This is a genomic window from Stappia albiluteola, from assembly GCF_014050225.1.
GTDB classification, from domain to species: domain Bacteria; phylum Pseudomonadota; class Alphaproteobacteria; order Rhizobiales; family Stappiaceae; genus Hongsoonwoonella; species Hongsoonwoonella albiluteola.
The window spans coordinates 118931-145735 of record NZ_JACFXV010000053.1; the positions used below are offsets into that span (position 1 = coordinate 118931).

Sequence of the window (26805 nt, forward strand, 5' to 3'; positions counted from 1 at the left end):
ATTTCGCGCCGATTGGCGTTATATGACGGACAAACGAAACAGGCTCGACTTGGCCGGGCGATATGCGCGCCGGCCTCATGACGGACATCCAATGGTAACCTATATCGACGCAGCGACCGCACCCCTGAAAAACACAGGCCAGGTGCGGCTCTATGGCCCGGACGACTTCGCGGGCATGCAGCGCGCGGGCCAACTGACGGCCCTTTGCCTCGACCGACTGGCGGAACTGGTCAAGCCGGGCACGACGACCGAGGAGATCGACGATTTCGTCTATGATTTCGCAATGTCGAACGGCGCCCTGCCCGCCACGTTGAACTATCGCGGCTATATGAAGTCCTGCTGCACATCGATCAACCACGTGGTCTGTCATGGCATCCCCAACAACAAGCCGCTGAAGGAAGGCGACATCGTCAATATCGACGTGACGCTGATCGTCGACGGCTGGCACGGCGATTCGAGCCGCATGTATCCGGTGGGCCGGGTCAAGCGCGCTGCCGAGCGGCTGATGGAAGTGACCTACGAATCGCTCCTGCGCGGGATCGAAGCAGCGCGTCCAGGCAATACGACCGGCGATATCGGCGCGGCGATCCAGGCCTATGTGGAAGCCGAACGCTGCTCGGTGGTGCGCGATTTCTGCGGCCACGGCGTCGGGCGGCTTTTCCACGACACGCCGAACATCCTTCACTACGGCCGCCCTGGCGAGGGCGTGGAGCTGAAGCCCGGCATGATCTTCACCATCGAACCGATGGTGAATCTCGGCCGCCCGCACGTGAAGGTGCTGTCCGACGGCTGGACGGCGGTCACGCGCGATCGCTCGCTTTCCGCCCAGTACGAACACTCCATCGGCATCACATCCGAAGGTTGCGAGATCTTCACCCTTTCACCTGCAGGTCTGGACAAGCCGGGCCTTTAGATCGAAACATTGCCTCCGGCCGGCAGGCAACGAGCCTGCAAGCAAGCTGGGGGAGCACCATGGACCTGGAAACAGTCGAGGATGGGGCCGGCGGCGCCAGGCCGCATTATGCCGGCCATCGCGAACGCCTGCGCGACCGCTTTCGAGATCATGGCGCCGACGCGCTGCTCGACTACGAACTCCTGGAACTGATCCTGTTCGCCGCGATCAAGCGGGCGGACACCAAGCCGATCGCCAAGGCGCTGATTGCCCGTTTCGGCTCGTTCGCCGAAGTGCTGGCCGCGCCGCGCCAGCGGCTGCTGGAAGTGAAGGGCGTCGGCGAGCGGGCCGTCGATGAGATCAAGATCGCCCAGGCGGCCGCCCAGCGTTTCCTCAAGGGCCAGGTTTCGGCGCGCAAGTCGCTTTCCTCCTGGGGTGCGGTGATCAACTACGTCAAGGCCGCGATGGCCTATGCGGAGCGGGAGGAATTCCGCATCCTGTTTCTCGACAAGAAGAACGGGCTGATCGCGGACGAAGTGCAACAGCGCGGCACGGTGGACCACACGCCTGTCTATCCGCGCGAAGTAGTGAAACGCGCGCTGGAACTTTCGGCAAGCGCGCTTATCATCGTGCACAATCATCCTTCCGGCGACACCACCCCGTCGCGCGCGGACATTCAGATGACCAAACAGATTTCGGACATTGCCGGTGCGATGGGGATCATCCTCCACGACCACATCATTGTCGGCCGCGACGCTCATGCCAGCTTTCGCAGCCTACAACTACTTTAAGCATTGAAATAATTTGGCCGGATCAAAAACAGGACGTTCAATTATATTATAAAACAAGCCTCTCCTACGTTAACGTAACATGAGTAATTGCACGAGTAGGATTTTGCAGCAGGCAAGTTGCATTTCTTAAGCCGAGGCTGGCGGCTTGCCGTTTCGATACGGCATGAGGGTGCGTTTCCTTGGCCAGGAAGCAGAGCTTCGAATGTGAAGGAATGCAGGCAGACCTGCAGGCGACGCTCCGGTTCCGTCAGAGGCGAGCGCTACGCTATTCGCTCGTCCTGTTTGCAACCGTCCTGGGCACCGTTTGCGGCGCGGCCGCGCTTGTCGTCTGGGCCGTCCAGTATTCCGACGCACGGTCGCAGGACCGGGAAGCTTCGCTCATCGAGGAGGCCATTGCCGAAGAGCAGTATCATCTGCGCAATGAACTGGAAGGCTATGCGTTTTCAACCCAGGCTTACGAGAACATAGACCAGCAATTTTCCGCCGGCTGGGTATTCGCCAACATGGCGGAGCCGCTCAACCAGTCGCATGGTCACGATGGCCTGATCGTCCTCGATCGCGGCGGACGCGCTGTCTTGACCTTCTATGCCGGCGGAACGAGATCTCCTTCATTCTACACTTCTAAGCTGGAGCAGGAGCTCAAGGGACAGGTCTTCCAGATACAGGAGGCGTATCAGCGTGTCGTCGGCAAGAGGCGGCCGGAAGGCGATACGTTTTCGGACGGCCTGTCCGGCGTTTCCCGCTCAACGCTTCTGCTTCTCGATGGCCGACCGGCAATCGCCGCCGTTATGGCGGTCGTCCCGAAGCGCAATCGGGAGCCGCTGGCAATGGGTCTCCCCAGCATTGTGATTGCCCTGCGCCACATGGATGGCGATATGCTGCGCTCCATCGGGCGTCGAACACAGCTTGCCGGCCTGGATCTGCGAAGCGGCGGACATGAGGGGATCGACGGCGTCGGCCTCCGGACCGCCGACGGCCGTGCCATCGGCAGTCTTGTCTGGCGGCGGGGCGAAAGCGCGTCCGAAATCCTCGCGACGCTGGCGCCGATCTTCGTCCTCGCCGGTATCATGATCCTCGGGATCACGGCGGCTGTCCTCGCGCGGGCCGTCCGCGCCAGCCGGGAACTGACCTACAGCGAGGCGCGCGCCCGACAGGCGGCGCTGCACGACCCGCTGAGCGGCCTGCCCAATCGCGCCTATCTCGATCGGCTGGCCCGCAAGAGGCTTGCTTCCGCATCCTCGAACGGCCGCGGCGTTTCGGCGCTCATCTATCTTGACGTCGATCATTTCAAGGAAGTCAACGATACGCTCGGCCACCCGGTGGGCGACCAGCTGATTCAGGAAGTGGCGCGCAGGCTGAGGCGGACCGTACGTGGCGGCGACGTCGTCGCCCGCATCAGCGGCGACGAATTCGTCATCCTGGTGGGCGAGCGCACCGACCGGAACGACATAGAACAAACCTGCGAGCGCCTGATCGCTTCCCTGAACCGTGACCTGACTGTCGACGGCCGACGCCTGCCTACGACGGCCAGCATGGGGATTGCCCTCTTCCCGGAGCATGGCACCGACCTCACCCAGCTGCTGCGCCGTGCCGACATCGCCCTGTATCAGGCAAAGGAGCAGGGCCGGGATCGCTACGTCTTCTTCGAACCGGCGATGGACGAGGCGCTGAAAGTGCGCCGCAAGATCGAGGAGGAGATGCGCGCCGGACTGGAGCGGGATGAATTCTTCCTCCTCTATCAGCCGATATTCACCAGCGACGGACGACGGATGGTCGGCGTCGAGGCGCTGGTGCGCTGGCACCATCCGGAGCATGGCGATCAACTGCCGGCTTTCTTCCTGCCGATCGCGGAGGAAAGCGATCTGATCTGGTCGATCGGCGCCTGGGTGCTCAAGACCGCCATGCGGGATGCCCTTGCCTGGCCGACACTCACCCTGTCGGTCAACGTTTCGCCGAGCCAGCTCCGCCATCCCGGCTTCGTGCCGTATCTGAGCCGCTCGCTTGCGGAAACCGGCTTCCCGCGCGACAGGCTGGAGCTGGAAGTGACCGAAGCGGTGCTGATGGACCACACCGCCTCCGCAAAGCGAATCGTCAACGAGCTGAAGGAACTCGGCATCGGTCTCGCGCTCGACGACTTCGGGACAGGTTATTCAAGCCTCAGCTATCTCCGGCAATTCCATTTCGACAAGTTCAAGATCGATCGCTCCTTCGTCACGCATGTGGAAACGGAGGCGGAATCGGCGGCGATCATTTGTTCGCTTGTGGGCCTTGGCGAAGCGCTTGGGATGAAAATCACGGCGGAAGGCATCGAAACCCCGCAGCAGCACCGCTTTCTGCAGGCCGCGGGCTGCGACTACCTGCAAGGCTTCTATTTCGGCGAACCGATGACCGCGGCGCAGGTCATGGAAACTTTCCACAGCCGCGCAAAACCGATGCCGCTCGCCGCAATCGCCTGACTATCTGCCGGCGCTCAGCTTTTCGCGCCAACCGACTCAGCTGATGATCGCTTGTTATACGGAGCTTTAACTACTCTTGGCGGCACTTTGTTAAGCGGTCGATGACACTATGCGGGCGGTGGGGCGAGGTTCTGAATGAATTCCAGCGGATCGCAAAGTAGCAACAAACTGGCGAATGCCATTCTGTTTCCCGTCGTGGGAATCGTGCTGCTTGCCATCCTGGTGACGGGCGTCCTGATATTTCTGACATTCCGCTCCGCCGACGACTCCGCCCTTCGCAATGAAAGCAACCTCATTCTCGGCAGCCTGGCGCTTCAACTCGACCTGCTGGCGAAGGAGCAGGAAAGCGCGGCTGTCTCCGACGCCGCCTATTTCAATACTCGGACGATATCGCCGGATCCCACCTGGCTGCACGTCAATATCGGCCAAAGGCTCCACCAGAATTACGGCCACGACCAGACGCTGATCATCGGCGAAACACGGGCGCCGATCTATTTTTCCAACCAGGGCCGGCTCACCGTGAATTTCCAGGATCAGGCTTTCCTGGACGAGATTTTCCCGCTGATCGCCCGCACGCGGGCGCGGTTCATCAATCGATTCGAAAAGCTGCAGTCAGGCTATTTCGGCTTCAAGATACCCAACAACGGGCTCGCCCATTCCATCCACGAAGTCGGCTACGCCTCCGTCAACGGCGTCCCCGCCCTCGTCAGCGTCACGGCTGTCTCGCCGGAACTGCATGAGGTCGTTCGCCGCAAGCACGCTCCGGCCGTGCTGGTCAGCGTGAAGATGCTGACCAACGACCGCCTGGAAATGGTTTCGAAGATGGCAGGCGTGCAGGGCCTCAGGCTTGCTGCGCAGAAAGCGGGACCGTCGAAAGATGCGCAATTGGGGCTCAAGGCGCCGACGAGCGCCATGGTCGGCGAGCTGACCTGGAATCCGCGCTATCCGGGTATGGTGATCCTGGGCCGCCTGACCCCGCTCCTGATGTTTCTGCTGCTGGCCGTCGCCGTCCTGACGACTGCGGTACTTCTCTACACCCGGCATAACACCCAGCGCCTTGCCGAGAGCGAGGCGCGCGCCAAGCATGCCGCCCGGCACGACGGCCTGACTGGCCTCGCCAACCGCGATTTCTTCGCCAATCTCTTCGACGACCTCCTGAATTCCTTCGACGAAACCGAAGGCATGCTGGGCGTGCTCTATATCGATCTCGACCACTTCAAGGACATCAACGACACGCTGGGCCATGCGGCCGGCGACGACGTCATTCGCGAGGCGGCGCGGCGGCTCAAGCTGCTGGTGCCGCGCGACGCCCATCTCGCGCGCATCAGCGGCGACGAGTTCGCCCTGCTTGTCCCCGACTGCGGCAGTCGCGAGGACCTGGAAAGCCTGTTGAAGCGGGTGCAGAACCAGTTCTCGGCTCCAATCTACGCCTCCGAGAACCATCTCTATGTCAGCCTCAGCGTCGGCGCCGCGATGGCACCCGACGACGGCCTGTCGATGGGCGAATTGCTGCGCAAGGCGGACATTGCGCTTTACGCCGCAAAATCAAACGGCAGGGGCCGCTGGGCCTTCTTCGACGCCAGCATGGAAGAGCAGGTGCGCGCGCGCGAAAGCCTGGCCCGCGAACTGCGCCAGGCGATCGACCGCGACCAGCTTTCTCTTGTCTACCAGCCGCAGACCTCCATCAACGGCCGCAAGGTGCTGGCGGTGGAAGCACTCGTGCGCTGGAACCATCCCGTACGCGGGCCGCTCAGCCCGGGCGCCTTCATTCCGATCGCCGAGGAAACCGGCCTAATCAACGATCTGGGCATGTGGGTGCTCAAGCGCGCCTGCGAGGACGCCGCGAAATGGCCTCACCTGAAGCTTTCGGTGAACGTGTCGCCGATCCAGTTCCGCCATCCGCAATTCATCGAACGCCTTTCCTCGATCCTCGGCATGACGCGGCTGAACCCTCATCGTCTCGAGGTGGAAGTGACAGAGAGCGTGTTCTCCAACAAGGACCGCACTGTGCTGGAAACGCTGCAAAAGGTTCATGAGATGGGGGTGCGGGTCGCACTCGACGACTTTGGTGCCGGCTATTCGAGCCTGAGCTATCTAAGGCAATTCCCCTTCGACACGCTCAAGATCGACCGCGGGTTTATCGCCGGCCTTGAAAGCTCGCCGCATGCGACAGCCATTCTCGGCACGATCATAAATCTTGGCGAGGCGCTTGGGATGTCCGTAGTCGCAGAAGGCATCGAAACGGAGCAGCAGGCGGCCTTCCTGCGGCTCACCAAATGCGACCGCCTGCAAGGCTTCTACCTCTCCCGCCCGGTGCCCGCCGACGAAATACGCGATGTGGAACACCGGCTTGCACAGCTGGACCAGCTGCAAAGCGTCTCGCGGCGTTTCGGCTAGGTTCGTGCTTTCCTAATCCGCTCCACCGCCGCAGGCGAGATCGTCGAGGATCGGGCAATCCGGGCGGTGGTCGCCGTGGCACGCCTCGGCCAGCGACTTCAGAACCTTTCGCAGGCCTTTCAGCTCCTCGATCTTCGCTTCGATCTCGCGGATGTGGGATTCGGCCAGATCCTTCACGTCGGCGCTCGCCCTGCCGCGATCGTCATAGAGCGACAAGAGCTTCCTGCAGTCCTCTATGGAAAAGCCCAGGGACCTGGCGCGGCGAAGGAAGGCAAGCCGGTGCAGCTCGCTCTCGCCGTAATCGCGATAGCCGTTTTCCTGGCGCAAGGGCCTTATGAGACCGATATCCTCGTAGTAGCGGATGGTCTTTGCCGGCAATCCCGTCACCTTGCCGGCGTCGCCGATATTCATGGCCGATCTCCAATCCAGCAGGCACGGAGAGTTCAGGAGCGCAGCCTGCCATCAAGACCGCGGATTGCGCGAAATGGCCCGCCCGCCTCATCCAACGCCGCGTCGATATCCGACTTCGCCAGCCCATGAGAGCCGAATCGTTGGCGGATCGCATCCCTCACCCAGCGCCTGTGCTGCGTCTCGCGCCGGGATGCCAGTATGCCGGCCTCCCGCAATCCCCTGAAATGAGAATTGCAGGCGTCCACGACCTCGTCGATCCCCGTCCCGGCCGTCGCCGACACCATCACGATTTCCGGCACCGCCAGCCTGTCGTCAAGCCGGGCCAGCGACAAGGCCCCTTCCACATCGGCACGGGCGCGGTTTGCCAGCGCTCCCATGTCGGATTTGGTCACGGCGACAACGTCCGGCAGTTCCATAACGCCGGCCTTCATGAATTGCAGGCTGTCGCCGGAACCGGGCTGGATGCAGAGAACCACCGTGTCGGCTACGAAGGCGACGTCCGCCTCCGACTGGCCGATACCGACCGACTCCACGATCACCCGATCCATTACCGCGCTCATGACGACGACTGCGGCGACCGCATGATCGGACAGGCCGCCCAACCGGTCGCGCGCAGCCATGGACCGCACGAAGACGCCGTCGTCCTCCGGGTCGGTGCGCAGCCGCGTGCGGTCGCCGAGCAATGCGCCGCCGGTAAACTGCGACGACGGGTCGACCGCGATCACGCCGACCGTCAGATCCTGCCGGCGAAACGAGGAAATCAGCGCGTTGGTCAGGGTCGACTTTCCGACGCCCGGCGGCCCGGTGAGACCGATGACATGAGCATTTGCGGCTTTCGCCGAGGCATCGAGGAAGGCCGCAAGTTCCTCCCCGCCCTCTTCCGTCTCGAGGGCGGATAGCATGCGCGCCAGGGCCGGCTTGCCACCGGCGCGCAGCTCTTCAAGGGTCTTCGGCCTCGCCTTCATTCGCCCCCTGCCACGCTCAGCCCCTGGCCGCCTTGAGGGCGGCCTGGGCGGCGGCAAGACGGGCGATCGGCACGCGGAATGGCGAGCAGGACACGTAGTCGAGGCCGACTTCCTCGCAGAAAGTGATCGACGCCGGATCGCCGCCATGCTCGCCGCAGATGCCGAGCTTAATCGCCGGCCGGCTGGAACGGCCGCGCTCGGCGGCGATCTGCACCAGTTCGCCGACGCCCTCCCGGTCGAGCGAGACGAAAGGATCCTGCTCGATCAGGCCCTTCTGCTGATAGGCGCCAAGGAAGGACGCCGCATCGTCGCGGGAGATACCGAAGGTCGTCTGCGTCAGGTCGTTGGTGCCGAAGGAGAAGAACTCGGCGCTTTCGGCGATTTCCGCCGCACGAAGGGCCGCGCGCGGCAGCTCGATCATGGTGCCGACCTGATAGTCGATCTTCGTGCCGCTCTCCTTCGCAACCTCCCCGGCCATGGCGTCGATGCGCGCGCGAACGAGATCGAGCTCCGCCTTCATGCCGACCAGAGGCACCATGATTTCCGGCGTCACCGGGGCGCCGGTGGTGCGGCCGGCCTCTACCGCCGCCTCGAAGATGGCGCGGGCCTGCATTTCGGCAATCTCGGGATAGGAGACGAGAAGGCGGCAGCCGCGATGACCAAGCATCGGGTTGAATTCCTGCAGCATCAGTGCGCGGTCGCGCAGCCGCTTCGGATCGACCCCCATCGCCTCGGCGACCTCGGCGATTTCCTCGTCCGTATGCGGCAGGAATTCGTGCAGCGGCGGATCCAGCAGGCGGATCGTCACCGGCAGGCCCTGCATGATCTCGAAGAGCGAGACGAAATCGCCGCGCTGCATCGGCAGCAGCTTGGCAAGCGCCGCCCGCCTTCCCTGCTCGGTCTCCGAAAGGATCATCTCGCGCACCGCGACGATACGCTCGCCCTCGAAGAACATATGCTCGGTCCGGCAGAGGCCGATGCCTTCCGCTCCGAAGCCGCGCGCGGCGCGCGCGTCGTTCGGGGTCTCGGCGTTGGTGCGCACCTTCATGCGCCGGACCTTGTCGGCCCATTCCATCAGCGCCGCGAAGTCGCCGGAAAGCTCCGGCTGCAGCATGGCCACCTCGCCGAGCAGGATCTGGCCCGTGGATCCGTCGATGGTGACGATATCGCCCTTTTGCAGGGTGCGGCCCATCACGGTCATCGTACCGGAGCGATAGTCGATGCGCAGCATGCCGGCGCCCGATACGCAGGGCTTGCCCATGCCGCGCGCAACGACGGCGGCGTGGCTCGTCATGCCGCCGCGCGTCGTCAGGATGCCTTCGGCGGCATGCATGCCGTGGATGTCTTCCGGGCTCGTCTCGATACGCGCCAGGATCACCTTGCGACCCGCCGCCTTTGCCTCTTCCGCTTCCTCGGAGGAAAAGACCAGCGCGCCGGAAGCGGCACCCGGCGACGCCGGCAGGCCCTGGCCCACCACATCGCGATGGGCGGCTGGATCGATGGTCGGATGAAGGAGCTGGTCGAGGGCGGCTGGATCGACGCGCATCACCGCTTCCTCGGCGGTGATCAGGCCCTCGGCAGCCATATCGACGGCAATCTTCAGCGCCGCCTTGGCCGTCCGCTTGCCCGAACGGGTCTGCAGCATCCAGAGCTTGCCGCGTTCGATGGTGAATTCCAGATCCTGCATATCGCGATAGTGGCCTTCCAGCCTCTCGCAAATGCCGAGGAACTCGCCAAAGGCCTGCGGCATCAGCTTTTCCAGCGACGGCGCTTCGGAGCCCGCGGCAAGGCGCGCGGCTTCCGTCAGATCCTGCGGCGTGCGGATGCCGGCCACGACATCCTCGCCCTGGGCGTTGACCAGGAATTCACCGTAGAGCGCCCGCTCGCCGGTCGAAGGATTGCGCGTGAAGGCGACGCCCGTTGCCGAGTTCTCGCCCATGTTGCCAAACACCATGGCCTGGACGTTGACCGCAGTGCCCCAGTCGCCGGGAATTTCATGCAGACGGCGGTAGGTGATGGCTCGCGCGCTGTTCCACGAGCCGAAGACCGCACCGATCGCGCCCCAGAGCTGCTCGTGCGGGGCCTGCGGGAAGGGGCGTTCCAGCTCCTCCTCCACGATCGCCTTGTAGCGGGTGATGATCGATTTCCATTCCTCGGCGGTGATGTCGGTATCGAGCGAATGGCCGTTGCCGTCCTTGTAATCCTCCAGCACGTCCTCGAAGACATGGTGCTCCAGCCCCATGACCACATCGGCATACATCTGGATGAAGCGGCGGTAGCTGTCATAGGCGAAACGCTCGTCGCCGGAGGCACGCGCAAGGGCCTTTACCGTCTCGTCGTTCAGGCCGAGGTTGAGCACCGTATCCATCATGCCCGGCATGGATACGCGGGCGCCGGAGCGCACCGAAACGAGAAGCGGCTTGTCCGGGTCGCCGAAGCCCCTGCCCGTCTCGCGGCCGACAGCCTCGAGCGCCAGCGCCACCTGCTCCTTCAACTCCTGCGGATAGGTGGAGCCGTTGTCGTAATACCAGGTGCAGGCCTCGGTGGTGATGGTAAAGCCTGGCGGCACCGGAAGGCCCAGATTGCTCATCTCGGCAAGGTTCGCGCCCTTGCCTCCGAGCAGGTTCTTCATCGTCGCCGATCCCTCGGCAGCGCCCGCGCCAAAACTGTAGACCCACTTGGCCATGTGGTCCGTCCCCGTTCCTCTCCCGTAAACCGGACGCGCCCTCCCGCCCGTTCGGCTTGCGGGCGCCGGTGTCGTGTTTTCCCATAAATGATGCAGTGCGGCAAACAAAGGAATTTTCTTGCACTGCGGCAAATCGCAATGCCGGGAGGACCGGGGATAGAAAAAGTAGATTTATGAACAGGCTAAGCAATTCCCGAATGTTACCGATTTTGATCGACCGACTTCACCGGTCACATTGACGCCACGCTGCATCGTCATGAAAGATGAGCATTCGTATGAGTCGCCGCGGCGGCCTTCAACGAACGGATCACCAGCCGAACGGATAAAAGTGCCCTGATGACGCGCGCCGACCTCTTCGCCTTCCTTCGCCTCCCGCCGGCCAGACGGACAGCTCGCCGCGCATTGCGCCGCAGGGCCGCGCTCGCCGCCCTCGGTGTCGCGCTGACATTTGCGTCGCCGGCCAGCGCGGAAGCGCCGGCCACGACCATCGGAACCGCCGAGGGGCTGCCGATCACGCTTTCCGGCAGCTATCTCGCCGGCCGGCTTGCCGGCCAGAGTCGGGATCTTGCCAATGCGGCCGCCTTCTTCGGCGAGGCGCTGGACGCCGATCCGGGCAATGCATTCCTGCTCGACCGCACTTTTGTCCTGCAATTGGCCAACGGCAACATCACCGCCGGGCTCGATCTCGCGGAACGTCTCACCGCCAACCAGACCGATCATTTCCTCGCGCGTCTGGTTCTCGCCGCCGATGCGATGCGGATGGACGATTACGCTCGCGCGGTGACGCTGGTCGACAATGGCGCGCGCGGCCCGCTCGCCGAACTGACGTCGCGGCTCATCAGCGCCTGGGCGCTTCAGGCGCAAGGCGAGACCGACCTGGCACTGGAGCGGATCGCGACGCTTGAGGGACCGGACTGGTTCGACGTCTTCAAGACCTACCATACCGCCCTGATCCAGGATATTGCCGGCAGGCATGAGGCTGCGCTCGACAATTTCGCCTCCGCCTATGGCATCGACCAGGGTGCCCTCAGGGTGATCGAGGCCTTTGCCCGCGCCAAGGCCCGTTCCGGCGACAAGGCGGGCGCACTCGCGGTACTCGACGATTACCAGAAGGTCATCCCGGATCACCCGGTGATCGTCGCCACCCGCAGGGATATCGAATCCGGCAAGGCGCTGGCCCTGTCCGCAACCGATCCCGACCAGGGCGCCGCCGAGGTGCTCTACGGGCTCGGCGCCGCGATCGGCCGCGACGGCGGCGAGGAGCTCGCGGCTACCTTCCTGCAGCTGGCGCTCTATCTCGATCCCAAGGCGGATACGGGCTACGTGGCTCTTGCCAGCCTTTTCCAGCGCATGGGCGATGCCAATCGCGCCATCGAGACGTTGAAGCAAGTATCGGATAGCTCGCCGCTCAAGCGTGACGCGGAAATCCAGATCGGGCTCAACTACAACAGCCTCGACGATCTGGAACGCTCGCGCAGCCATCTGTCGGCCCTCATCGAGAGCGATCCGAGCGACCTTGAAGCCGTCACCGCGCTCGGCAATATCCTCAGGGCGCACAAGCTCTTCGAGGATGCCGACGCCGTCTATTCGCGCGGCATCGCCACGGTGGAGGCAAACCCGCGCGATCAGGACTGGACGCTCTATTACTATCGCGGCATCGCTCGCGAACGCACCAAGCGCTGGCCGGAGGCAGAGGCCGATTTCCGCCAGGCGCTGAAGATCTCACCCGAGCAACCGCTCGTGATGAACTATCTTGGCTATTCGCTGGTGGATCAGGGCCTGCAGCTCAACGAAGCGCTGGACATGATCCGCCGCGCCGTGCAGTTGCGTCCGCAGGACGGCTATATCGTCGACAGCCTCGGCTGGGCCTATTACCGGCTCGGCCGCTATGCCGAAGCGGTCACGCAGCTGGAGAAGGCTGTGCAGCTGCGCCCCGAGGATCCGGTGATCAACGATCACCTGGGCGACGCCTATTGGCAGGTCGGGCGGCGGCTGGAGGCGCGCTTCCAGTGGAACCACGCGCGCGACCTGAAGCCGGACGAAGAGGAACTGCCGAAGATCCTCGAGAAAATCGCCAACGGCCTGAGCGACGACAAGACGAAGAACGGCGCCGTCGAACCCGCCGCGAAAAAGAACGGCGGCTGAGGCGGCCGTCGAAAATCCATGCCTGGAACCGGTTCGCTCAACCCGGCAGGATCGCACGGTCGATCGGGCGTCCTGACGGCCTTCGCCGCGGCGAAGGTCAATCTTGCCCTGCATGTGACCGGGCGCCGGAACGACGGCTATCACCTTCTCGACACGCTCGTCGTGTTTCCCGATATCGGCGATCGGCTGAGCGCAGAGCCAGGCGACAGCGTCACACTCGTGCTGGAAGGTCCCTTCGCGGCAGCCCTTTCCGCTGAATCGGCCGACGGCGATCTGGTGCTGAAGGCGGCCCGGCTGCTCGCGACGCTTTCGCCTCGCCCATTGCCCGGCGCCCGGCTGACGCTCGAAAAGGCCCTGCCGGTCGCAAGCGGCATCGGCGGAGGCTCGGCGGACGCAGCCGCGGCCTTGCGGCTTTTGTGCAGTTTCTGGAACCTTGAGCCGGACGAGGCGGAACTCCATGGTCTCGCGCTCCAACTTGGCGCCGACGTGCCGATGTGCCTTGCCTCGAAGACCGCGCGCATCACCGGCATAGGCGAGGATATCGTTCCCCTTGCCGGCATTCCGCCGTTCGGCATCGTGCTTGCAAATCCAGGGGTTCCGGTTCCCACGCCGCTGGTTTTCGCGAAACTTGCGTCGCGCGACAACCCTCCCCTGCCCGCGATACCCGGCGGCGGGTTTGAAAGCCTGTCACGGTTCATCGACTGGCTGGGAAGCACGCGGAACGACCTTGAAGCTTCGGCGATTGAAGCCGCCGGCGAAATCGCCGACGTGCTGAATGCACTCAGAAGCGATCCGGACGTGGCGCTGGCGCGGATGTCGGGTTCCGGCGCGACCTGCTTCGCGATAACCGGGAGCCGGCGCGATGCCGACGCGATCGCCGCACGCCTTCGCCAGACCCATCCGGATTGGTGGATAGCCGCGGGCGCGGTCGCCTGAGGGCGAAGGTTTGCTCGAAAATCAGTGGACGCGGGCGATGCAGAATTCGACCGCTTCGGCCAGCGCATCGCGGATCGGGCCGGCCGGCAGCGGCTCCAACGCGCGAAGCGCGCTTTGACCGAAGGTGCGGGCGCGCAGGATCGTATCGGCGAGCGCATCGGTCTGCCGCAACCGCTCGATCGCGCCGTCGAGATCGCCGTCGCCGATCTCATGCGCTTCCAGGCACCGCTTCCAGAACGCCCTGTCGGCATCGCTGCCGCGCGCGATCGCGAGAATGACGGGCAAGGTGATCTTGCCTTCGCGGAAATCGTCGCCGATGTCCTTGCCGAGATCGGCACTCGATCCGCCATAGTCGAGCGCGTCGTCGACAAGCTGGAAAGCGAGGCCAAGGTCCATGCCATAGCGGCGAGCCGCCTGCTGCATGGCGGCATCCGCGTTCGATATCACGGGACCGACTTCGGCGGCGGCGGCGAACAGCGCCGCCGTCTTCGCCTCGATCACCTGCATGTATTGCGCTTCGGTGGTTTCCACATTCTGCGCGGCGCCAAGCTGCAGCACCTCGCCCTCGGCGATCACGGCCGAGGCTTCCGACAGGATGCGCAGCGCTTCGAGCGAGCCCACGTCGACCATCATCTTGAAGGCCTGGCCGAGCAGGTAGTCGCCAACCAGGACGCTCGCCTGATTGCCCCAAAGCTTGCGGGCGGCGAGCTTGCCGCGCCGCATGTCGCTTTCGTCGACGACATCGTCATGCAACAGCGTCGCGGTGTGCATGAACTCGACGCTGGCGGCGAGCGTGACATGTCCCTCGCCCCTGTAGCCGAACATCTCGGCGAGCGCGAGCGTCAGCATCGGGCGCAACCGCTTGCCGCCGGACGAGATCAGGTGGCGGGCGATTTCCGGAATCATCTCCACATTGGAGCCGGCCTTGGACAGGATCAGCCGGTTGACGGCTTCCATGCCTTCGCTCATCAGATCGACGAGCGGCTGAATGCTCGGATCCTTGCCCTTCTTGTCCGACACGGAAGCAACCACACTCACGAAACCTGTCCTCTCGATGCCCCTTGCGCGACGCCCGGACGAGCAGGTCGAATGACAGGGCCGGGAGCCTGCTGCGGAAAGCAGCCTTTCCTTTCCGTTGCAAGCTCCGTATTGATTTTGCGCGGGACAATAGGTGGAGCCGCGCCATCCGGCAAGACGCGACTGGCTTCACGGACTGTCAACTTGCAGGAAAGCGTGGATCGCGAGGCGGATTGTCTTCCTCTATGCTGGAAATCGAGGCGCCGGCTACGATACCCGGCCGGTCACAGGGATGGACGGAGAGACGGAAGCGGGGATGGAAGAGCTAATTCGCACCAACGACATGGTGCTGATCTCCTTTATCGAAGCCGTTCTCGGCGAAGCAGGCATCGAGCATGTGGTGCTCGATACCTACATGAGCATCCTCGAAGGCTCGCTCGGCGTCCTGCCCCGTCGCGTGCTGGTGGACAGCGACCGCATTTCCCAGGCCCGCCGCCTTCTGCGCGAAGCCGGGCTCGGCACCGAGCTCGATATCTCCCCTACCCGATCATGAGCGAAACGACGCACGACGCCTTCCTCGGCGGCCTCGTCACGGTGGAGCAGCCGGCAAAGGGGCGTCACCGGGCGGGGCTCGACGCCGTCTATCTGGCCGCCGCAGTACCGTCCGGAACGAGCGGCCATGTGGTCGATCTGGGATCCGGCGTCGGCACGGCCGGTTTCTGCCTTGCGGCAAGGCTCGCCCGGGTAACCGTCACGCTGGTCGACAGCGACGCCTATGTGCTGGGCCTGGCAAACCGCGCGCTGGACCTCCCGGACAATTCGGGCTTCGCGTCACGCGTAAGGCTGCTGGAGGCCGACATCGAGGCCAGAGGTTCGGCGCGACATGCCGCGGGCCTGACGCCCGGACTGGCGGATCATGTGATCATGAATCCGCCCTACTATTCCGGCGGCCGGATCCGCGCGTCTCCGGCGGAGGCGCGGGCCGCCGCGCACGTGCTGGGCACGCAGGGGCTGGAGCCCTGGTTCCGCACGGCGACGGATATCCTGAAGGAAGGCGGCAGCCTGACGGTCATCTTTCGCGCTGACGGGCTTGGCGAACTGCTGCAGGCCATGAGCGGACGCTTCGGGGCAATCGACGTGATTCCGCTTCGCCCGCGCCCGCAATCGGCGGCAACCCGCATCCTCATCCGTGCGATCCGCGCCTCGCGCGCGCCCTTGCGACTGCTGCCGGGTTACGTCCTGCATGAAGGAAATGGCTCGGATTTCACCGCTGAAGCGCGCGCAATCATGCGCGATGGCCACGGCCTCGACATTCCGCCACGCTGATTTCCAGCCTCAATGCAGCGTCAGTTCCCCATCCACCAGACGCCACTCCGTCGGCTTGATCAGGTGGCGGTGGGCCAGCCGCACCGAATAAAGCGGGCCTTCCAGATCACGTTGCCAGAAGTCGAGAAACTTCTTCAGTTCGGGGAATTCGGGAGCCAGATCGAAAGTCTGCCAGATGAAGCTTTGCAGCAGCTTGGGGTGATCGGGCAGACGATAGAGGATTTCGGCAGTCAGAAGCCCGTAGCCTTCGAGCTGGCGGCGAAAGTCAGCGCTGATCGTCATGGGCACCTCTTTTCTCGGGGTCCAAACCCAATCAGGAGGGCGTCTTGGTAAGAACGAAATGGAGGCGGATTTAGAAGCGGGCTTGCAGGAAACCATTGAGGTTTTCAAAAGCCCGCGACGCCAATACGACCCATTTCGTCTCTTATCCGCCGGACGGCCATGAAGCTGTCCGCGTTCCTAAAATTCGAAAGGTTTCATGGCCGCCAAAACGCTCTCCTGATTGAGTTTGGACCCTACCCTCCAAGAAGAAAAAAGTGTCTGACGAACAAGGTTAACACAGGCTTAACGCCGTCCAAATAGTCCTTCTACGTCAATATGTTAGCAGCATCTCCGGCACAGTGCTAACAGAACGGCAGAAGAAAGCCGCCTCACTGTTTCGCCGCATCGCCCTGCTGGATCGAGGACAGGTAGGCGAGAAAGGCAGTTACTTCCTCGGGCTCAAGCTCGAATTCCGGCATGAAGGGATGGCCGGTGACGATTCCTTCCGCGAGGGCTTCCTCAAGCGAATCAATCGGATAGCGACCGGATAGCTCCCTGAACGGTACCGCTGCCGGGTGCGGGCTCGCCCCCTCTTCCGTCACCGCATGACAGACGGCGCAATTCTCCTCCGCCAGCCTCTTTCCCAAGGCAATCTCCGCATCGTTGGCGGCAAGCGCGGTCGAAGCGCAAATGAAAAGCGGCACGGCGACAAGGCGGAAAATCAGAGGCATAGGTCACACTCCGTGGGTTTCATGCGTCAGGGCCCGATTGAAGCGGGCCGGGCCGACCTCGCAGGTCCGTGACATCGCGCCCGCTCTTTCCCCTGCCATTGCGCGGAGCCGCCTTATATGATCTGCCTCAATTGAGAGATTTCAAGGATGCCGGCCGGCGTCGGCGTCAAAGACGTTCGGGATAAGATCATGCCTAATGCCGCCATGCCCCGCTCCATCGACGAAACTTTGGCGCTGCTGGATGGCGCCGGCTATGTAGCGGACCGTTCGCTTGCAACCGTCCTGCATCTGTCGCTCGCCATGAAGCGTCCGCTCTTCCTGGAAGGCGAAGCGGGCGTGGGCAAGACCGAAATCGCCAAGGTTCTGGCGACCTCGCTCAACCGCAATCTCATCCGCCTGCAATGTTACGAGGGGCTGGATCTCTCCACCGCGGTTTACGAGTGGAATTACGCCGCGCAGATGGTCGAGATCCGCGTCTCGGAAGCCGCAGGCGACACCGACCATGACGAATTGTCGAAGAACGTGTTTTCCGAACGCTTCCTGATCAAGCGGCCGGTACTGCAGGCCCTTCAACCGTCGCTCGACGGCCCGCCGGTGTTCCTGATCGACGAACTCGACCGCGCCGACGAGGCCTTCGAGGCCTTCCTGCTGGAGGTCCTGGCCGACAATCAGGTGACAATCCCCGAACTCGGCACGATACGCGCCGCGGAGCCGCCGATCGTCATCATCACCACCAATCGGACCCGCGAGATCCACGACGCGCTGAAGCGCCGCTGCCTCTATCACTGGGTCGATTACCCCGACGCCGCGCGCGAGTTGCAGATCGTCCGCCGCAAGGTGCCGGGCGCGCCGGAGCGGCTGGCGGAGGAAGTCGTCGCCTTCGTGCAAAGGCTGCGCGCCGAGGAAGACCTGTTCAAGCAGCCGGGCGTCGCCGAAACGCTCGACTGGGCAACCGCGCTGACCGAACTCAACGAGATGGCGCTCGACCCCGACATGGTCTCGGACACGCTCGGCGTGCTGCTGAAATACCAGGACGACATCGAGCGCGTCCGCGGCTCGAAGGCGCGCCAGATGGTGGAGGACATCCGCAAGGATCTCCGTCGCAGCGAAATGCCGGCGCTCTGACATGGCGCAAGGCCACGACAGCGCGGGCGGCGGGCGCATCGTCGACAATATCGTCCATTTCGCCCGCACGCTGCGCAAGGCCGGCATGCCGGTCGGCCCGGCAAGCGTCGTCGACGCCGTGCGCGCCGTCGAAGTTTCAGGCATAGCCAGCCGCGAGGATCTCTACTGGACGCTGCATGCGGTCTTCGTCCGCAAGCGCGAACAGAAGGTGCTGTTCGACGAGGCCTTCCGCATCTACTGGCAAAGCCGCGGGCTGGTGGAAAAGATGCTGGCGATCCTCTCGCCCGTGGCACCGCCACGCGGCGAACCGGAAAAGCCGAAGGCGGGCCAGACCCGTGTTGCCCAGGCTTTCCAGCAGGTGCGCCAGCGCGACCAGAAGGAAACCCGCGAGGAAGTCGAGGTCGACGCCCGCTTCACCGCCTCGGGCCGCGAAGTCCTGCAGCACAAGGACTTCGCGCAAATGACGGGAGAGGAGGTGCAGGCCGCGAAACGCGCACTCGCCCGCATGGTGATGCCGATGGAGCGGGTGAAACTGCGCCGGCTGATCGCCGCACCAAGGGGACGGATCGACCCGCGCCGCTCGCTGCAGGCGTCCCTGCGCGCCGGCGGCGATATCATCGCGCTGCGATTTCGCAAGCGTGCCGAAAAGCACCCGCAGATCGTGGCGCTTTGCGATATCTCGGGCTCGATGAGCCAGTATTCGCGCATCCTGCTGCATTTCCTGCATGCGCTGACGGAAGAGCGGCGCGGCGTTTCCACCTTCCTGTTCGGCACGCGGCTGACGAACGTTACCCGCCAGTTGCGCATGAAGGACCCGGACGAAGCGCTTGCCGCCTGTTCGGCCGGCGTGGAGGACTGGTCCGGCGGCACGCGGATCGCCACCGCGCTTCGCGATTTCAACAAGCACTGGTCGCGCCGCGTCATGGCCGGCGGGCCGATCGTTCTCCTGATCACCGACGGGCTGGAGCGCGACACGGACGAGGACCTTGCCCGCGCGATGGACCGGCTGCATCGCTCCTGCCGCAGGCTGATCTGGCTCAACCCGCTGCTGCGCTTCGAGGGCTTTGAGGCAAGGGCGCGCGGGATCCGCGCAATGCTGCCGCATGTGGACGAGTTCCGTGCCGTGCATTCGCTGGAGGCGGTGGAGGATCTGGTTCGCGCGCTGGCGGGCGCGGCGACGCTGACGCCCGAAGCCGATCCCAGGCAGTGGCTAAAAAGCGTGGCATGAGATCACGGGCCGCTCGAGCCGCCAGAACCGGCAGACGCCATGGCGCTGGCGGGCCGGCGCATAGACCAGACGCTCGCCGATTTCATGCATGCCTAGCTTCGCCAGCAGATGATGCGATGCCGCATTGGCCGGCTGCGCGCCCGCCTCGATGGCATGAAGACCCAATTCGCCGAAAGCAGCGTTTATGATTGCCCGGGCTGCCTCCAGCGCATAGCCCCTGCCCTGCGCGGCCTCGCCGACCCAATAGCCGAGATCGCCAATGCCGCCGTCGATATCGAGCTTGATCCAGCCCGCGATGGCGGTGCTCGATCTTTCCACCATCACCATCGGCAAGGCATGGCCTGTACCGGCTTTTTCGAGCGCCGGGGCGACAATCCCGCTCGCGCGTTCCGCGGTCAGCGGAAAAGGCCAGGCTGCGACCCAACGGCTTATGCCTTCCGTCATCAGACTGCACAGGGCCTCGATGTCATCGGGCCGCACGACGCGCAGGACAAGCCTCTCCGTCCCCACCCTGAAATTGCGAAGATCCATGGGCGCTCTCCGGGATAGCAGTTGGGCAGGCTGCCTGCCCTGCCGATGTCTCGCAACGGCCAGACCGGAGGAAGATCGGGGAACCAGTGCACAGCCTTCCTGGGTGAAAAGCCAGGCCCCACTTGCGAATCGATTGCGCAAATTTTCCGTTTATGGATAAATGGTTAATGCGGCGATCGATAACAGGAGAAGTCCAATGTCTGGACGTATCTGCATTCAGGCGGGCGCATTGTTTGCCCTTCTCGTTGCGCCGCTTGTCGGCGCGGCCACGGCGAAAGCCGAGGGCGGCACGATCCGCATCGAGCCACAGCCCCACTACGGCGCGGTGGTGACGGTGGAAGCCGGAGTTCGCGTGTTCCGCGCCTTGCCGAGCCAGCGCCTGCTGGTGATCAATCCCGGCGGGCGGACCCCGATCAACCTGAATTTCAGCGAAAAGACCGAGCGCTCGATAAACACATCGACCAGCTACAGCCGCAGCGACGTCTATTTCATCCCGCCGGATGTCAACGACTGAGCGGATCGCTTTAATCGCTAGTTCATGGCGATGACGGGTGTGCGCACGCCGACCCGCCGGTAGAGGTCGGCTATATCCTCGTTGCGCATGCGGATGCAGCCATAGCTTACCGACTGGCCGATCAGTTCGGGCCGGTTGGTGCCGTGAATGGCGTATTCGCCACCGGCAAGCGTCATCGCGGCAATCCCCATGGGGTTGTTGGGCGCGCCGCCCGCGATGACGGCCGGCAGATGCGGCAGGTCGCGCTTCACCTCCGCCGGCGGCGACCACGCCGGCTTCTGATACTTCGCGGTGATGTAGGTCTTGCCGGTCCAGCTCTTGCCGCGCTTGCCGACGGCGACCTTGTAGCGCAAGGCCTTCCCGCCTCGTTGAACGAGATAGAGACGGCGCTCGGAATTCTTCACGACGATCGTACCGGGCTTCGCCTGGCCGGCGGCAAAGGGCACTTCGACCGGCGCGGCGAAAACCTTGCCGCCCCAGAGCGTTATGCAAATCGCGACATAGATGGCCACCGTGGCCCAGATGAGTTTCTGCATGGCCCCCGACCTCATCTCTTGGTTGATGATGAGTTTACGCAATCGCAGAAACATTGGAAGTCGGAGACCGCGGTCACCTGGGATTAGGGTTATTGGCCACGATTTGAAGAAGATTCGCTACAAAATGAAAAACCCCGCCCGGTTGCCCGGGCGGGGTTCTCAGGATCGGACTATTTCCGATCCGAATGGACTACGACTTATTTGTAGTCGTACTTTCCGTCCTTCCACTCGTACCAGACATAGCCCGGCAGGGTGACGTCACCCTTGTCGTCGAAGGAAAGCTTGCCGAGAACGGTGTTGAAATCACCATCGTCGAGAGCCTTCACGACAGCGTCGTGATCGGCCGAGCCCGCCGCCTTGACGGCTTCCGCCCAGGCCTGGATCGCAGCGTAGGTGTAGAGCGCGTAGCCTTCCGCGGTCTTGCCGGCATCTTCCAGAGCCTTCACGACCGGAGCGGCTTCCGCGTTCTTGCGCGGATCCGGCGAGAAGGTCATCAGCGTGCCTTCGCCCGACGGACCGGTGATCGACCAGTACTCGTCGGTCACGAGCGCGTCGCCGGAGACGAGGATGGTGTCCATGCCCTGCTCGACCATCTGACGCTTGATGAGGCCGGCTTCGGTGTGATAGCCGCCGACATACAGCACGTTGATGTTGTCCTGCTTCAGCTTGGATACGAGCGCGGTATAGTCCTTTTCACCGGCGGTATAGGCCTCGTAGAGCGATTCCTGCTTGCCGGCCTTGTTCATGACTTCCTTGGTCGCGTCCGCAAGACCTTTGCCATAGGCGGTCTTGTCATGGATGATCGCGATGTTCTTGTCCTTGAACTCGGTCGCAAGGTAGGTACCGGCAACTTCGCCCTGCTGGTCGTCACGACCGCAAACGCGGAAGACGCCCGGGCCGGGACGCTCGTCGGTGAACTTCGGGTTGGTCGAAGCCGGCGAGATCTGGACGATCCCCTCCTCGGCATAGACCTGGCTTGCCGGGATTGAGGAGCCCGAGCAGAAGTGGCCGGCCACGAAGGCCACGCCCTTGCCGACCAGCTGGTTGGCGACTGCAACGGCCTGCTTCGGATCGCAGGCGTCGTCGCCGACTTCCAGAACCAGCTTTTCGCCGTTGATGCCGCCCGCGGCGTTGATGTCGGCAACGGCCTGCTCGGCGCCAGCCTTCATCTGCTCGCCGAACGAAGCGTATTGACCCGTCATCGGGCCCGCCGTCGCGATCACGATGTCGGCCAGCGCCGCGCCCGAGATCGCCATGGCGGCAACACCTGCAACACTCGCCAAAAGGTACTTCTTCATCAATCTACTCCCCTGGTTCCAGTACGTTTGAGCTGGACCACTCTGGTTTGGGGGCCTTTGCAGGCCCGCTCGACCGCCCCGCACCGGGATGAAGGCATCCTTACGCACGGATAGCAAGCCGGTTCTATTTGCCGGAGTCATTTTCCTCGGCCCTTTCAGGCGAAGAATACCTCCGGCGGGCATCATGCCCTCCAGACCCGCCGCCGCAAAGCGGAATCCGCTTGCGCGACAAAGGCGTGTCTGGATTCCTTAACGCCGGTTCACCCGGTCTTCTTTCTCTTGTGACGGGCCGCAGCGCGCCCTGTGCCGGTGCCGCGGCCCGAACATGTCAACGGGCGACGTCAATGAGCATACGGATCGCTCTGCCCGGGCTTGAGTGCCCAGGAGAACGGCGACGTCTTCTGGTAGAGCCAGCGATACTGGCCCGTCATCTGGTCGGTGCGCTTCACCCGGTAGCCGAGGAAGGCGATCACGCCCAGCACCGCATAGTCGACGATGAAGAACTGGATCGACAGCAGCGGCTCCTCGAACAGCGCGAAGCACAGGAAGCGCGTCGCAACCGTCAGCAGGAAGATGAACCACGCCAGCACACCGAGCGGACGCCAGGTGGAAGCGACGGCCTGTCCGGTCATCCAGGCCGCGCCGCCGGCGATCCCGCAGACGAAGATCAGGAACACCCAGACTGAACTTGCGTAAAGAATACCCACGAGCGTTCCTCCTAGTGCCTGCCGCCTTCGAGATAGGCCGCCTTGACGTCCTCCCGCGCCAGAAGTTCCTTGCCCGTTCCGCTCATGGTGATCGCGCCATTGACCATGACGTAGCCGCGATGGGCGAGCTTCAGGGCGTGATAGGCATTCTGCTCGACCAGGAACACGGTCAGCCCGTCGCTGCGGTTGAGCTCCGCGATCGCCTCGAAGATCTGCTTGACGATGATCGGCGCAAGGCCGAGCGAGGGTTCGTCCAGCAGAAGCAGGCGCGGCCGGCTCATGAGCGCCCGCGCGATCGCCAGCATCTGCTGTTCGCCGCCCGAAAGCGTGCCGCCGCGCTGCTGCTGGCGCTCCTTCAGGCGCGGGAAAAGATCGAAGACCTTCTTCAGATCGCCGCTGAAATCCTTGTGGCCGGCGCATTCGGCGCCCATCTGCAGGTTTTCCAGCACCGTCATGCGCGGGAAGATCCGCCGGCCTTCCGGAGACTGGGAGATCGACTTGCGCATGATCTCATGCGTCGGCATGCGGGTGATCTCTTCGCCGGCATATTGGATGGTGCCGGTCGACGCCTGCGGCGTTCCGCAGATCGTCATCATCAGCGTCGACTTGCCCGCACCATTGGCGCCGATCATCGTGACGATCTCGCCTTCATGCACGTCCAGATCGACGCCGCGCAGGGCGATGATCTTGCCGTAGTGGGTTTCGATGCCCCGGATCTTGAGGAGGGGTTCCTTCTCACTCACAGGCCCACCTCCTCTTCTACAACTTCCACTTCCTCGTCGGCGACGCCCAGATAGGCGGCGATCACCGCGGGATCGTTACGTACCTCTTCCGGCGTGCCGTCCGAGATTTTCTCGCCGTAGTCGAGCACCACGACATGATCGGAAATCTCCATCACCACGCTCATGTCATGCTCGATCAGCAGAACGGAGGTGTCGTGCTCGTCGCGGATGAAGCGCAGCAGCGCATTGAGCTCCGCGCTTTCCTTCGGGTTCAGGCCCGCCGCCGGCTCGTCGAGGCAGAGGATTTCAGGCCCGGTGCACATGGCGCGGGCGATCTCCAGGCGACGCTGATCGCCGTAGGGCAGGTCGGCGGCCGGATCGTCGGCGCGGGCGATCAGCCCGATCCGGTTCAGCCAGTATTTCGCCCGGTCGATGGCTTCCGTCTCCGCCTGCCGATAGCCGGCAAGGCCGAAAATGCCGGCGACCGACATTCCCGAGGCCAGCATCAGCGGATTGTGCTGGGCGACCATCAGGTTTTCCAGGAGGGTCATGCCGCCGAAGAGGCGGATGTTCTGGAAGGTCCGCGCCACCTTGGCGCGGGCCGAGATCTTGAAGTCCGGCATGCGCTCCAGAAGGAAGCTGTCTCCCTTCTTCTGCTTCATCACCAGACGGCCTTCCGTCGGCTTGTAGAAGCCGGTGATGCAGTTGAAGACCGTGGTCTTGCCCGCACCGTTCGGCCCGATCAGCGCGGTGATATCGCCGCGCCCGACATTGAAGGACAGGTCGTTGATGGCGACCAGGCCGCCGAAGCGCATGGTCAGGTGCTCGACCTTCAGGACGGGATTGTCGTTCCAGGGGGTCATCCGTGGCCCTCCTGAACGAGATCGGCACTGATGCCCCTGGCCTTGCCGCTCAGCGCGATCGACGGCGTGCGGGTGGAGATCAGGCCGCGCGGCTTCCAGACCATGATGACGACCATGAGAAGGCCGAAGACCAGCATGCGATATTCCTCGAATTCGCGGATCAGCTCGAAACCGCCGATCATCACCAGCGCGGCAATGACGACGCCGATCTGCGAGCCGAGACCGCCGAGCACGACGATGGCAAGGATCACCGCCGACTCGATGAAGGTGAAGCTTTCCGGCGAGATGAAGCCCTGGCGCGTGGCGAAGAACGAACCGGCGAAGCCGCCGAACATGGCGCCCAGCGCAAAGGCGGTCAGCTTCGTATTGGTGGTGTTGATGCCGAGCGAGCGGCAGGCGATCTCGTCCTCGCGCAGCGCTTCCCAGGCACGCCCCACCGGCAGCCGCCTGAGCCGCATGGTCACGAAATTCGTCGCCAGCGCCATGATCAGGATGAGGTAGTAAAGGAAGATGATGCGGTGGATCGACGAATAGTCGAGACCGAAGAAGGCGGCGAATCCGTTCTCTCCGCGCTCGAATTCGAGGCCGAAGAAGGACGGACGCGGAATGCCTGAAATGCCGTCCGGACCGCCGGTGAAATTGTACCAGTTGAGCAGCACGACACGGATGATCTCGCCGAAAGCCAGCGTCACGATGGCGAGATAGTCGCCTCGCAGCCGCAGCACGGGAAATCCGAGGGTGATGCCCCAGAAGGCGGCCAGGATGCCGGCGAGCGGCAGGCAGATCCAGAAGGAAAAGCCGAAATAGTGGGCCAGCAGCGCATAGGAATAGGCCCCGACCGCATAGAAGGCCACGTAGCCGAGATCGAGCAGGCCGGCGAGGCCCACCACGATGTTGAGGCCCCAGCCGAGCATCACGTAGGTGGTGACGAGGATCGCGAGGTCGAGGAACCGCCGCGAGCCCGAGGCTCCGTAGTAGCTCATCAGGAGGAAAGGCAGCGCGACGGCGAGCACCAGCAAGGCCGGCTTGGCGAAGGCGCCGACCTTGCTGCCCGCGCCCGGCTTGGGCTTGAGGGTCGAGAAATATTGCGTGACGGGCTTGTCGGATTTCCAGACGAAGAGGTTGAGCGCCAGCCGGCCGAAGAAGACGATCGCCACGATGATGGCAACCGCCCCCCAGCGATAGTCGATGACCATCTGGCCGCCGAGGCCGGCGGCGACGTCCGCCCGCATGCCGAGCGTTATTCCGAAAAGGGCAAGGGCGATGAGACCGCCGGCGGCGGCATCCTTCAGGGACGCCGTGAAGAGGGAGTCGTTTTGCGCCATCATGATCACACCTTCTCCACTTCCGGACGGCCAAGAAGACCCTCGGGCATGAAGATCAGAACGATCGCCAGGATCGAGAAGGCGGCAACGTCCTTGTATTCGACGGAGAAGTAGCCGGACCAGAAGGTCTCGATGAGGCCGATCAGCAGGCCGCCCAGCATGGCGCCGGGAAGCGAGCCGATGCCTCCGAGCACCGCGGCGGTGAAGGCCTTAACGCCGGCGAGGAAGCCGATGTAGAAATCGATCACGCCGTAGTAGAGCAGGAACATCAGGCCGGCGACGGCGGCAAGGCCCGCGCCCATGACGAAGGTCAGCGAGATGGTGCGGTCGACGTTGACGCCGAGCAGGGAGGCCATCTTGCGATCCTGTTCGCAGGCACGCTGGGCGCGCCCCAGCGACGTCTTGTTGATGAGCAGCGTGAAGCCGACCATCAGCACCGTCGTCGTGACGATGATCATGATCTGCATGTAGGAGATCTGCACGGCGAAGGTGCCCTGCTCGCTGGTCTTTTCGGCCAGGGTGAACCCGCCGGAAAAGAGCGGCTGCAACGGCTTGTTACGCGCGCCCTGGGAGATCTGGATGTAGTTCTGCAGCGTGATGGACGCGCCGATCGCGGTGATCAGCGGAGCAAGGCGGAACGACCCGCGCAGCGGGCGGTAGGCGACGCGCTCAACGGTCCAGCCCCAGGCGGCCGACAGGGCCATCGCGATCACCAGGACCAGCCCCAGCGCCAGAATGAGCAGGAGCAACGGGGTTGCCGCCGTCAGGCCCAGCGCGACGATCAGGATCAGCGCGATGAACGCACCCACCATGAAGATGTCGCCATGGGCGAAGTTGATCATGCCGATGATGCCGTAGACCATCGTGTAACCAATGGCGATGAGGCCGTAGATCGACCCCAGCGTCACTCCATTGATCAGCTGTTGGAGAAAATATTCCATC

The 26805-nt window shown here is 63.6% G+C and carries 25 protein-coding genes; 11 read left to right on the forward strand and 14 right to left on the reverse strand.

The window, feature by feature from the left end; all coding sequences use genetic code 11:
* Positions 1 to 91: 91 nt before the first annotated feature.
* From map to H2509_RS10970, 4 genes are all read left to right on the forward strand, one after another.
* Positions 92 to 913 carry a type I methionyl aminopeptidase gene (gene map / locus H2509_RS10955; protein WP_182165146.1) on the forward strand — a complete coding sequence of 274 codons (822 nt, stop codon included), beginning with the start codon at positions 92 to 94 and terminating at the stop codon, positions 911 to 913.
* A gap of 59 nt (positions 914 to 972) precedes the next feature.
* Positions 973 to 1683 (forward strand): RadC family protein, encoded by a 711-nt coding sequence (radC, locus tag H2509_RS10960; RefSeq protein ID WP_182165148.1) that lies wholly within the window; start codon positions 973 to 975, stop codon positions 1681 to 1683.
* 212 nt (positions 1684 to 1895) lie between these two features.
* Positions 1896 to 4139: a putative bifunctional diguanylate cyclase/phosphodiesterase gene (locus H2509_RS10965; protein ID WP_182165150.1), complete on the forward strand. Its 2244-nt coding sequence runs from the start codon at positions 1896 to 1898 to the stop codon at positions 4137 to 4139.
* A gap of 135 nt (positions 4140 to 4274) precedes the next feature.
* Entirely contained in the window at positions 4275 to 6536 is a 2262-nt protein-coding gene (locus H2509_RS10970) for a bifunctional diguanylate cyclase/phosphodiesterase (RefSeq protein ID WP_182165152.1), read from the forward strand.
* Between the two features lie 12 nt (positions 6537 to 6548).
* Here H2509_RS10970 and cueR read toward each other — a convergent pair whose 3' ends face one another.
* From cueR to ppdK, 3 genes are read right to left on the reverse strand one after another with little or no spacing between them, the layout of a single operon-like run.
* Positions 6549 to 6947, reverse strand: a complete 399-nt coding sequence (cueR, locus tag H2509_RS10975; protein ID WP_182165154.1) for a Cu(I)-responsive transcriptional regulator — start codon at positions 6945 to 6947, stop codon at positions 6549 to 6551.
* A gap of 32 nt (positions 6948 to 6979) precedes the next feature.
* Positions 6980 to 7912, reverse strand: a complete 933-nt coding sequence (gene meaB / locus H2509_RS10980) for a methylmalonyl Co-A mutase-associated GTPase MeaB (protein ID WP_182165156.1) — start codon at positions 7910 to 7912, stop codon at positions 6980 to 6982.
* 16 nt (positions 7913 to 7928) lie between these two features.
* The gene (gene ppdK, locus H2509_RS10985; RefSeq protein ID WP_182165157.1) at positions 7929 to 10598 is read right to left on the reverse strand and encodes a pyruvate, phosphate dikinase; all 2670 of its coding nucleotides are present in this window, start codon (positions 10596 to 10598) and stop codon (positions 7929 to 7931) included.
* A gap of 336 nt (positions 10599 to 10934) precedes the next feature.
* On the opposite strand from ppdK, the gene H2509_RS10990 reads away from it, so the two are divergent.
* Entirely contained in the window at positions 10935 to 12743 is a 1809-nt protein-coding gene (locus tag H2509_RS10990; RefSeq protein WP_182165159.1) for a tetratricopeptide repeat protein, read from the forward strand.
* Positions 12744 to 12761: 18 nt separating this feature from the next.
* Positions 12762 to 13679, forward strand: coding sequence for a 4-(cytidine 5'-diphospho)-2-C-methyl-D-erythritol kinase (locus H2509_RS10995; RefSeq protein WP_182165161.1), 918 nt, complete (start codon positions 12762 to 12764; stop codon positions 13677 to 13679).
* Positions 13680 to 13700: 21 nt separating this feature from the next.
* Here the strand turns inward: H2509_RS10995 and H2509_RS11000 are convergent, their stop codons facing one another.
* A complete protein-coding gene (locus H2509_RS11000; protein ID WP_182165163.1) occupies positions 13701 to 14717 on the reverse strand; it encodes a polyprenyl synthetase family protein in 1017 nt (338 codons plus the stop codon).
* A 295-nt stretch (positions 14718 to 15012) separates the two neighbouring features.
* On the opposite strand from H2509_RS11000, the gene H2509_RS11005 reads away from it, so the two are divergent.
* Complete coding sequence (locus H2509_RS11005) at positions 15013 to 15249, forward strand: putative signal transducing protein (RefSeq protein WP_182165165.1); 237 nt, start codon at positions 15013 to 15015, stop codon at positions 15247 to 15249.
* On the forward strand, positions 15246 to 16022 hold the full coding sequence (locus H2509_RS11010; protein WP_182165167.1) for a tRNA1(Val) (adenine(37)-N6)-methyltransferase: 777 nt from the start codon (positions 15246 to 15248) through the stop codon (positions 16020 to 16022). Before H2509_RS11005 ends, H2509_RS11010 begins: the two co-directional genes overlap by 4 nt.
* A 9-nt stretch (positions 16023 to 16031) precedes the next feature.
* Here the strand turns inward: H2509_RS11010 and H2509_RS11015 are convergent, their stop codons facing one another.
* On the reverse strand, positions 16032 to 16304 hold the full coding sequence (locus H2509_RS11015; RefSeq protein WP_182165169.1) for an usg protein: 273 nt from the start codon (positions 16302 to 16304) through the stop codon (positions 16032 to 16034).
* A 368-nt stretch (positions 16305 to 16672) separates the two neighbouring features.
* Entirely contained in the window at positions 16673 to 17014 is a 342-nt protein-coding gene (locus H2509_RS11020) for a c-type cytochrome (protein WP_182165171.1), read from the reverse strand.
* 189 nt (positions 17015 to 17203) lie between these two features.
* Here H2509_RS11020 and H2509_RS11025 point away from each other — a divergent pair, with 189 nt between their 5' ends.
* Entirely contained in the window at positions 17204 to 18139 is a 936-nt protein-coding gene (locus tag H2509_RS11025) for an AAA family ATPase (RefSeq protein ID WP_182165174.1), read from the forward strand.
* Position 18140: 1 nt separating this feature from the next.
* Positions 18141 to 19367, forward strand: a complete 1227-nt coding sequence (locus H2509_RS11030; RefSeq protein ID WP_182165176.1) for a vWA domain-containing protein — start codon at positions 18141 to 18143, stop codon at positions 19365 to 19367.
* Here H2509_RS11030 and H2509_RS11035 read toward each other — a convergent pair.
* The gene (locus tag H2509_RS11035; RefSeq protein ID WP_182165178.1) at positions 19350 to 19898 is read right to left on the reverse strand and encodes a GNAT family N-acetyltransferase; all 549 of its coding nucleotides are present in this window, start codon (positions 19896 to 19898) and stop codon (positions 19350 to 19352) included. The two genes, H2509_RS11030 and H2509_RS11035, sit on opposite strands and share 18 nt — an antisense overlap.
* A gap of 196 nt (positions 19899 to 20094) precedes the next feature.
* On the opposite strand from H2509_RS11035, the gene H2509_RS11040 reads away from it, so the two are divergent.
* On the forward strand, positions 20095 to 20412 hold the full coding sequence (locus H2509_RS11040) for a hypothetical protein (RefSeq protein ID WP_182165180.1): 318 nt from the start codon (positions 20095 to 20097) through the stop codon (positions 20410 to 20412).
* Positions 20413 to 20429: 17 nt separating this feature from the next.
* Here H2509_RS11040 and H2509_RS11045 read toward each other — a convergent pair whose 3' ends face one another.
* The 7 genes from H2509_RS11045 to H2509_RS11075 all read right to left on the reverse strand — a co-directional run bounded on the left by H2509_RS11045 (position 20430) and on the right by H2509_RS11075 (position 26804).
* Positions 20430 to 20948, reverse strand: coding sequence for a L,D-transpeptidase (locus tag H2509_RS11045; protein WP_182165183.1), 519 nt, complete (start codon positions 20946 to 20948; stop codon positions 20430 to 20432).
* Positions 20949 to 21145: 197 nt separating this feature from the next.
* Positions 21146 to 22246: a branched-chain amino acid ABC transporter substrate-binding protein gene (locus H2509_RS11050; protein ID WP_182165185.1), complete on the reverse strand. Its 1101-nt coding sequence runs from the start codon at positions 22244 to 22246 to the stop codon at positions 21146 to 21148.
* A 341-nt stretch (positions 22247 to 22587) separates the two neighbouring features.
* The gene (locus H2509_RS11055) at positions 22588 to 22953 is read right to left on the reverse strand and encodes a DUF6867 family protein (protein ID WP_182165188.1); all 366 of its coding nucleotides are present in this window, start codon (positions 22951 to 22953) and stop codon (positions 22588 to 22590) included.
* Between the two features lie 11 nt (positions 22954 to 22964).
* On the reverse strand, positions 22965 to 23696 hold the full coding sequence (locus tag H2509_RS11060) for an ABC transporter ATP-binding protein (RefSeq protein WP_182165190.1): 732 nt from the start codon (positions 23694 to 23696) through the stop codon (positions 22965 to 22967).
* Positions 23693 to 24538 (reverse strand): ABC transporter ATP-binding protein, encoded by an 846-nt coding sequence (locus H2509_RS11065; protein ID WP_182165193.1) that lies wholly within the window; start codon positions 24536 to 24538, stop codon positions 23693 to 23695. The genes H2509_RS11060 and H2509_RS11065 overlap by 4 nt, the downstream gene beginning before the upstream one ends.
* On the reverse strand, positions 24535 to 25866 hold the full coding sequence (gene livM / locus H2509_RS11070) for a high-affinity branched-chain amino acid ABC transporter permease LivM (protein ID WP_182165195.1): 1332 nt from the start codon (positions 25864 to 25866) through the stop codon (positions 24535 to 24537). Before livM ends, H2509_RS11065 begins: the two co-directional genes overlap by 4 nt.
* Before the next feature lie 2 nt (positions 25867 to 25868).
* Entirely contained in the window at positions 25869 to 26804 is a 936-nt protein-coding gene (locus tag H2509_RS11075; RefSeq protein ID WP_182165197.1) for an ABC transporter permease subunit, read from the reverse strand.
* Position 26805: the final 1 nt, after the last annotated feature.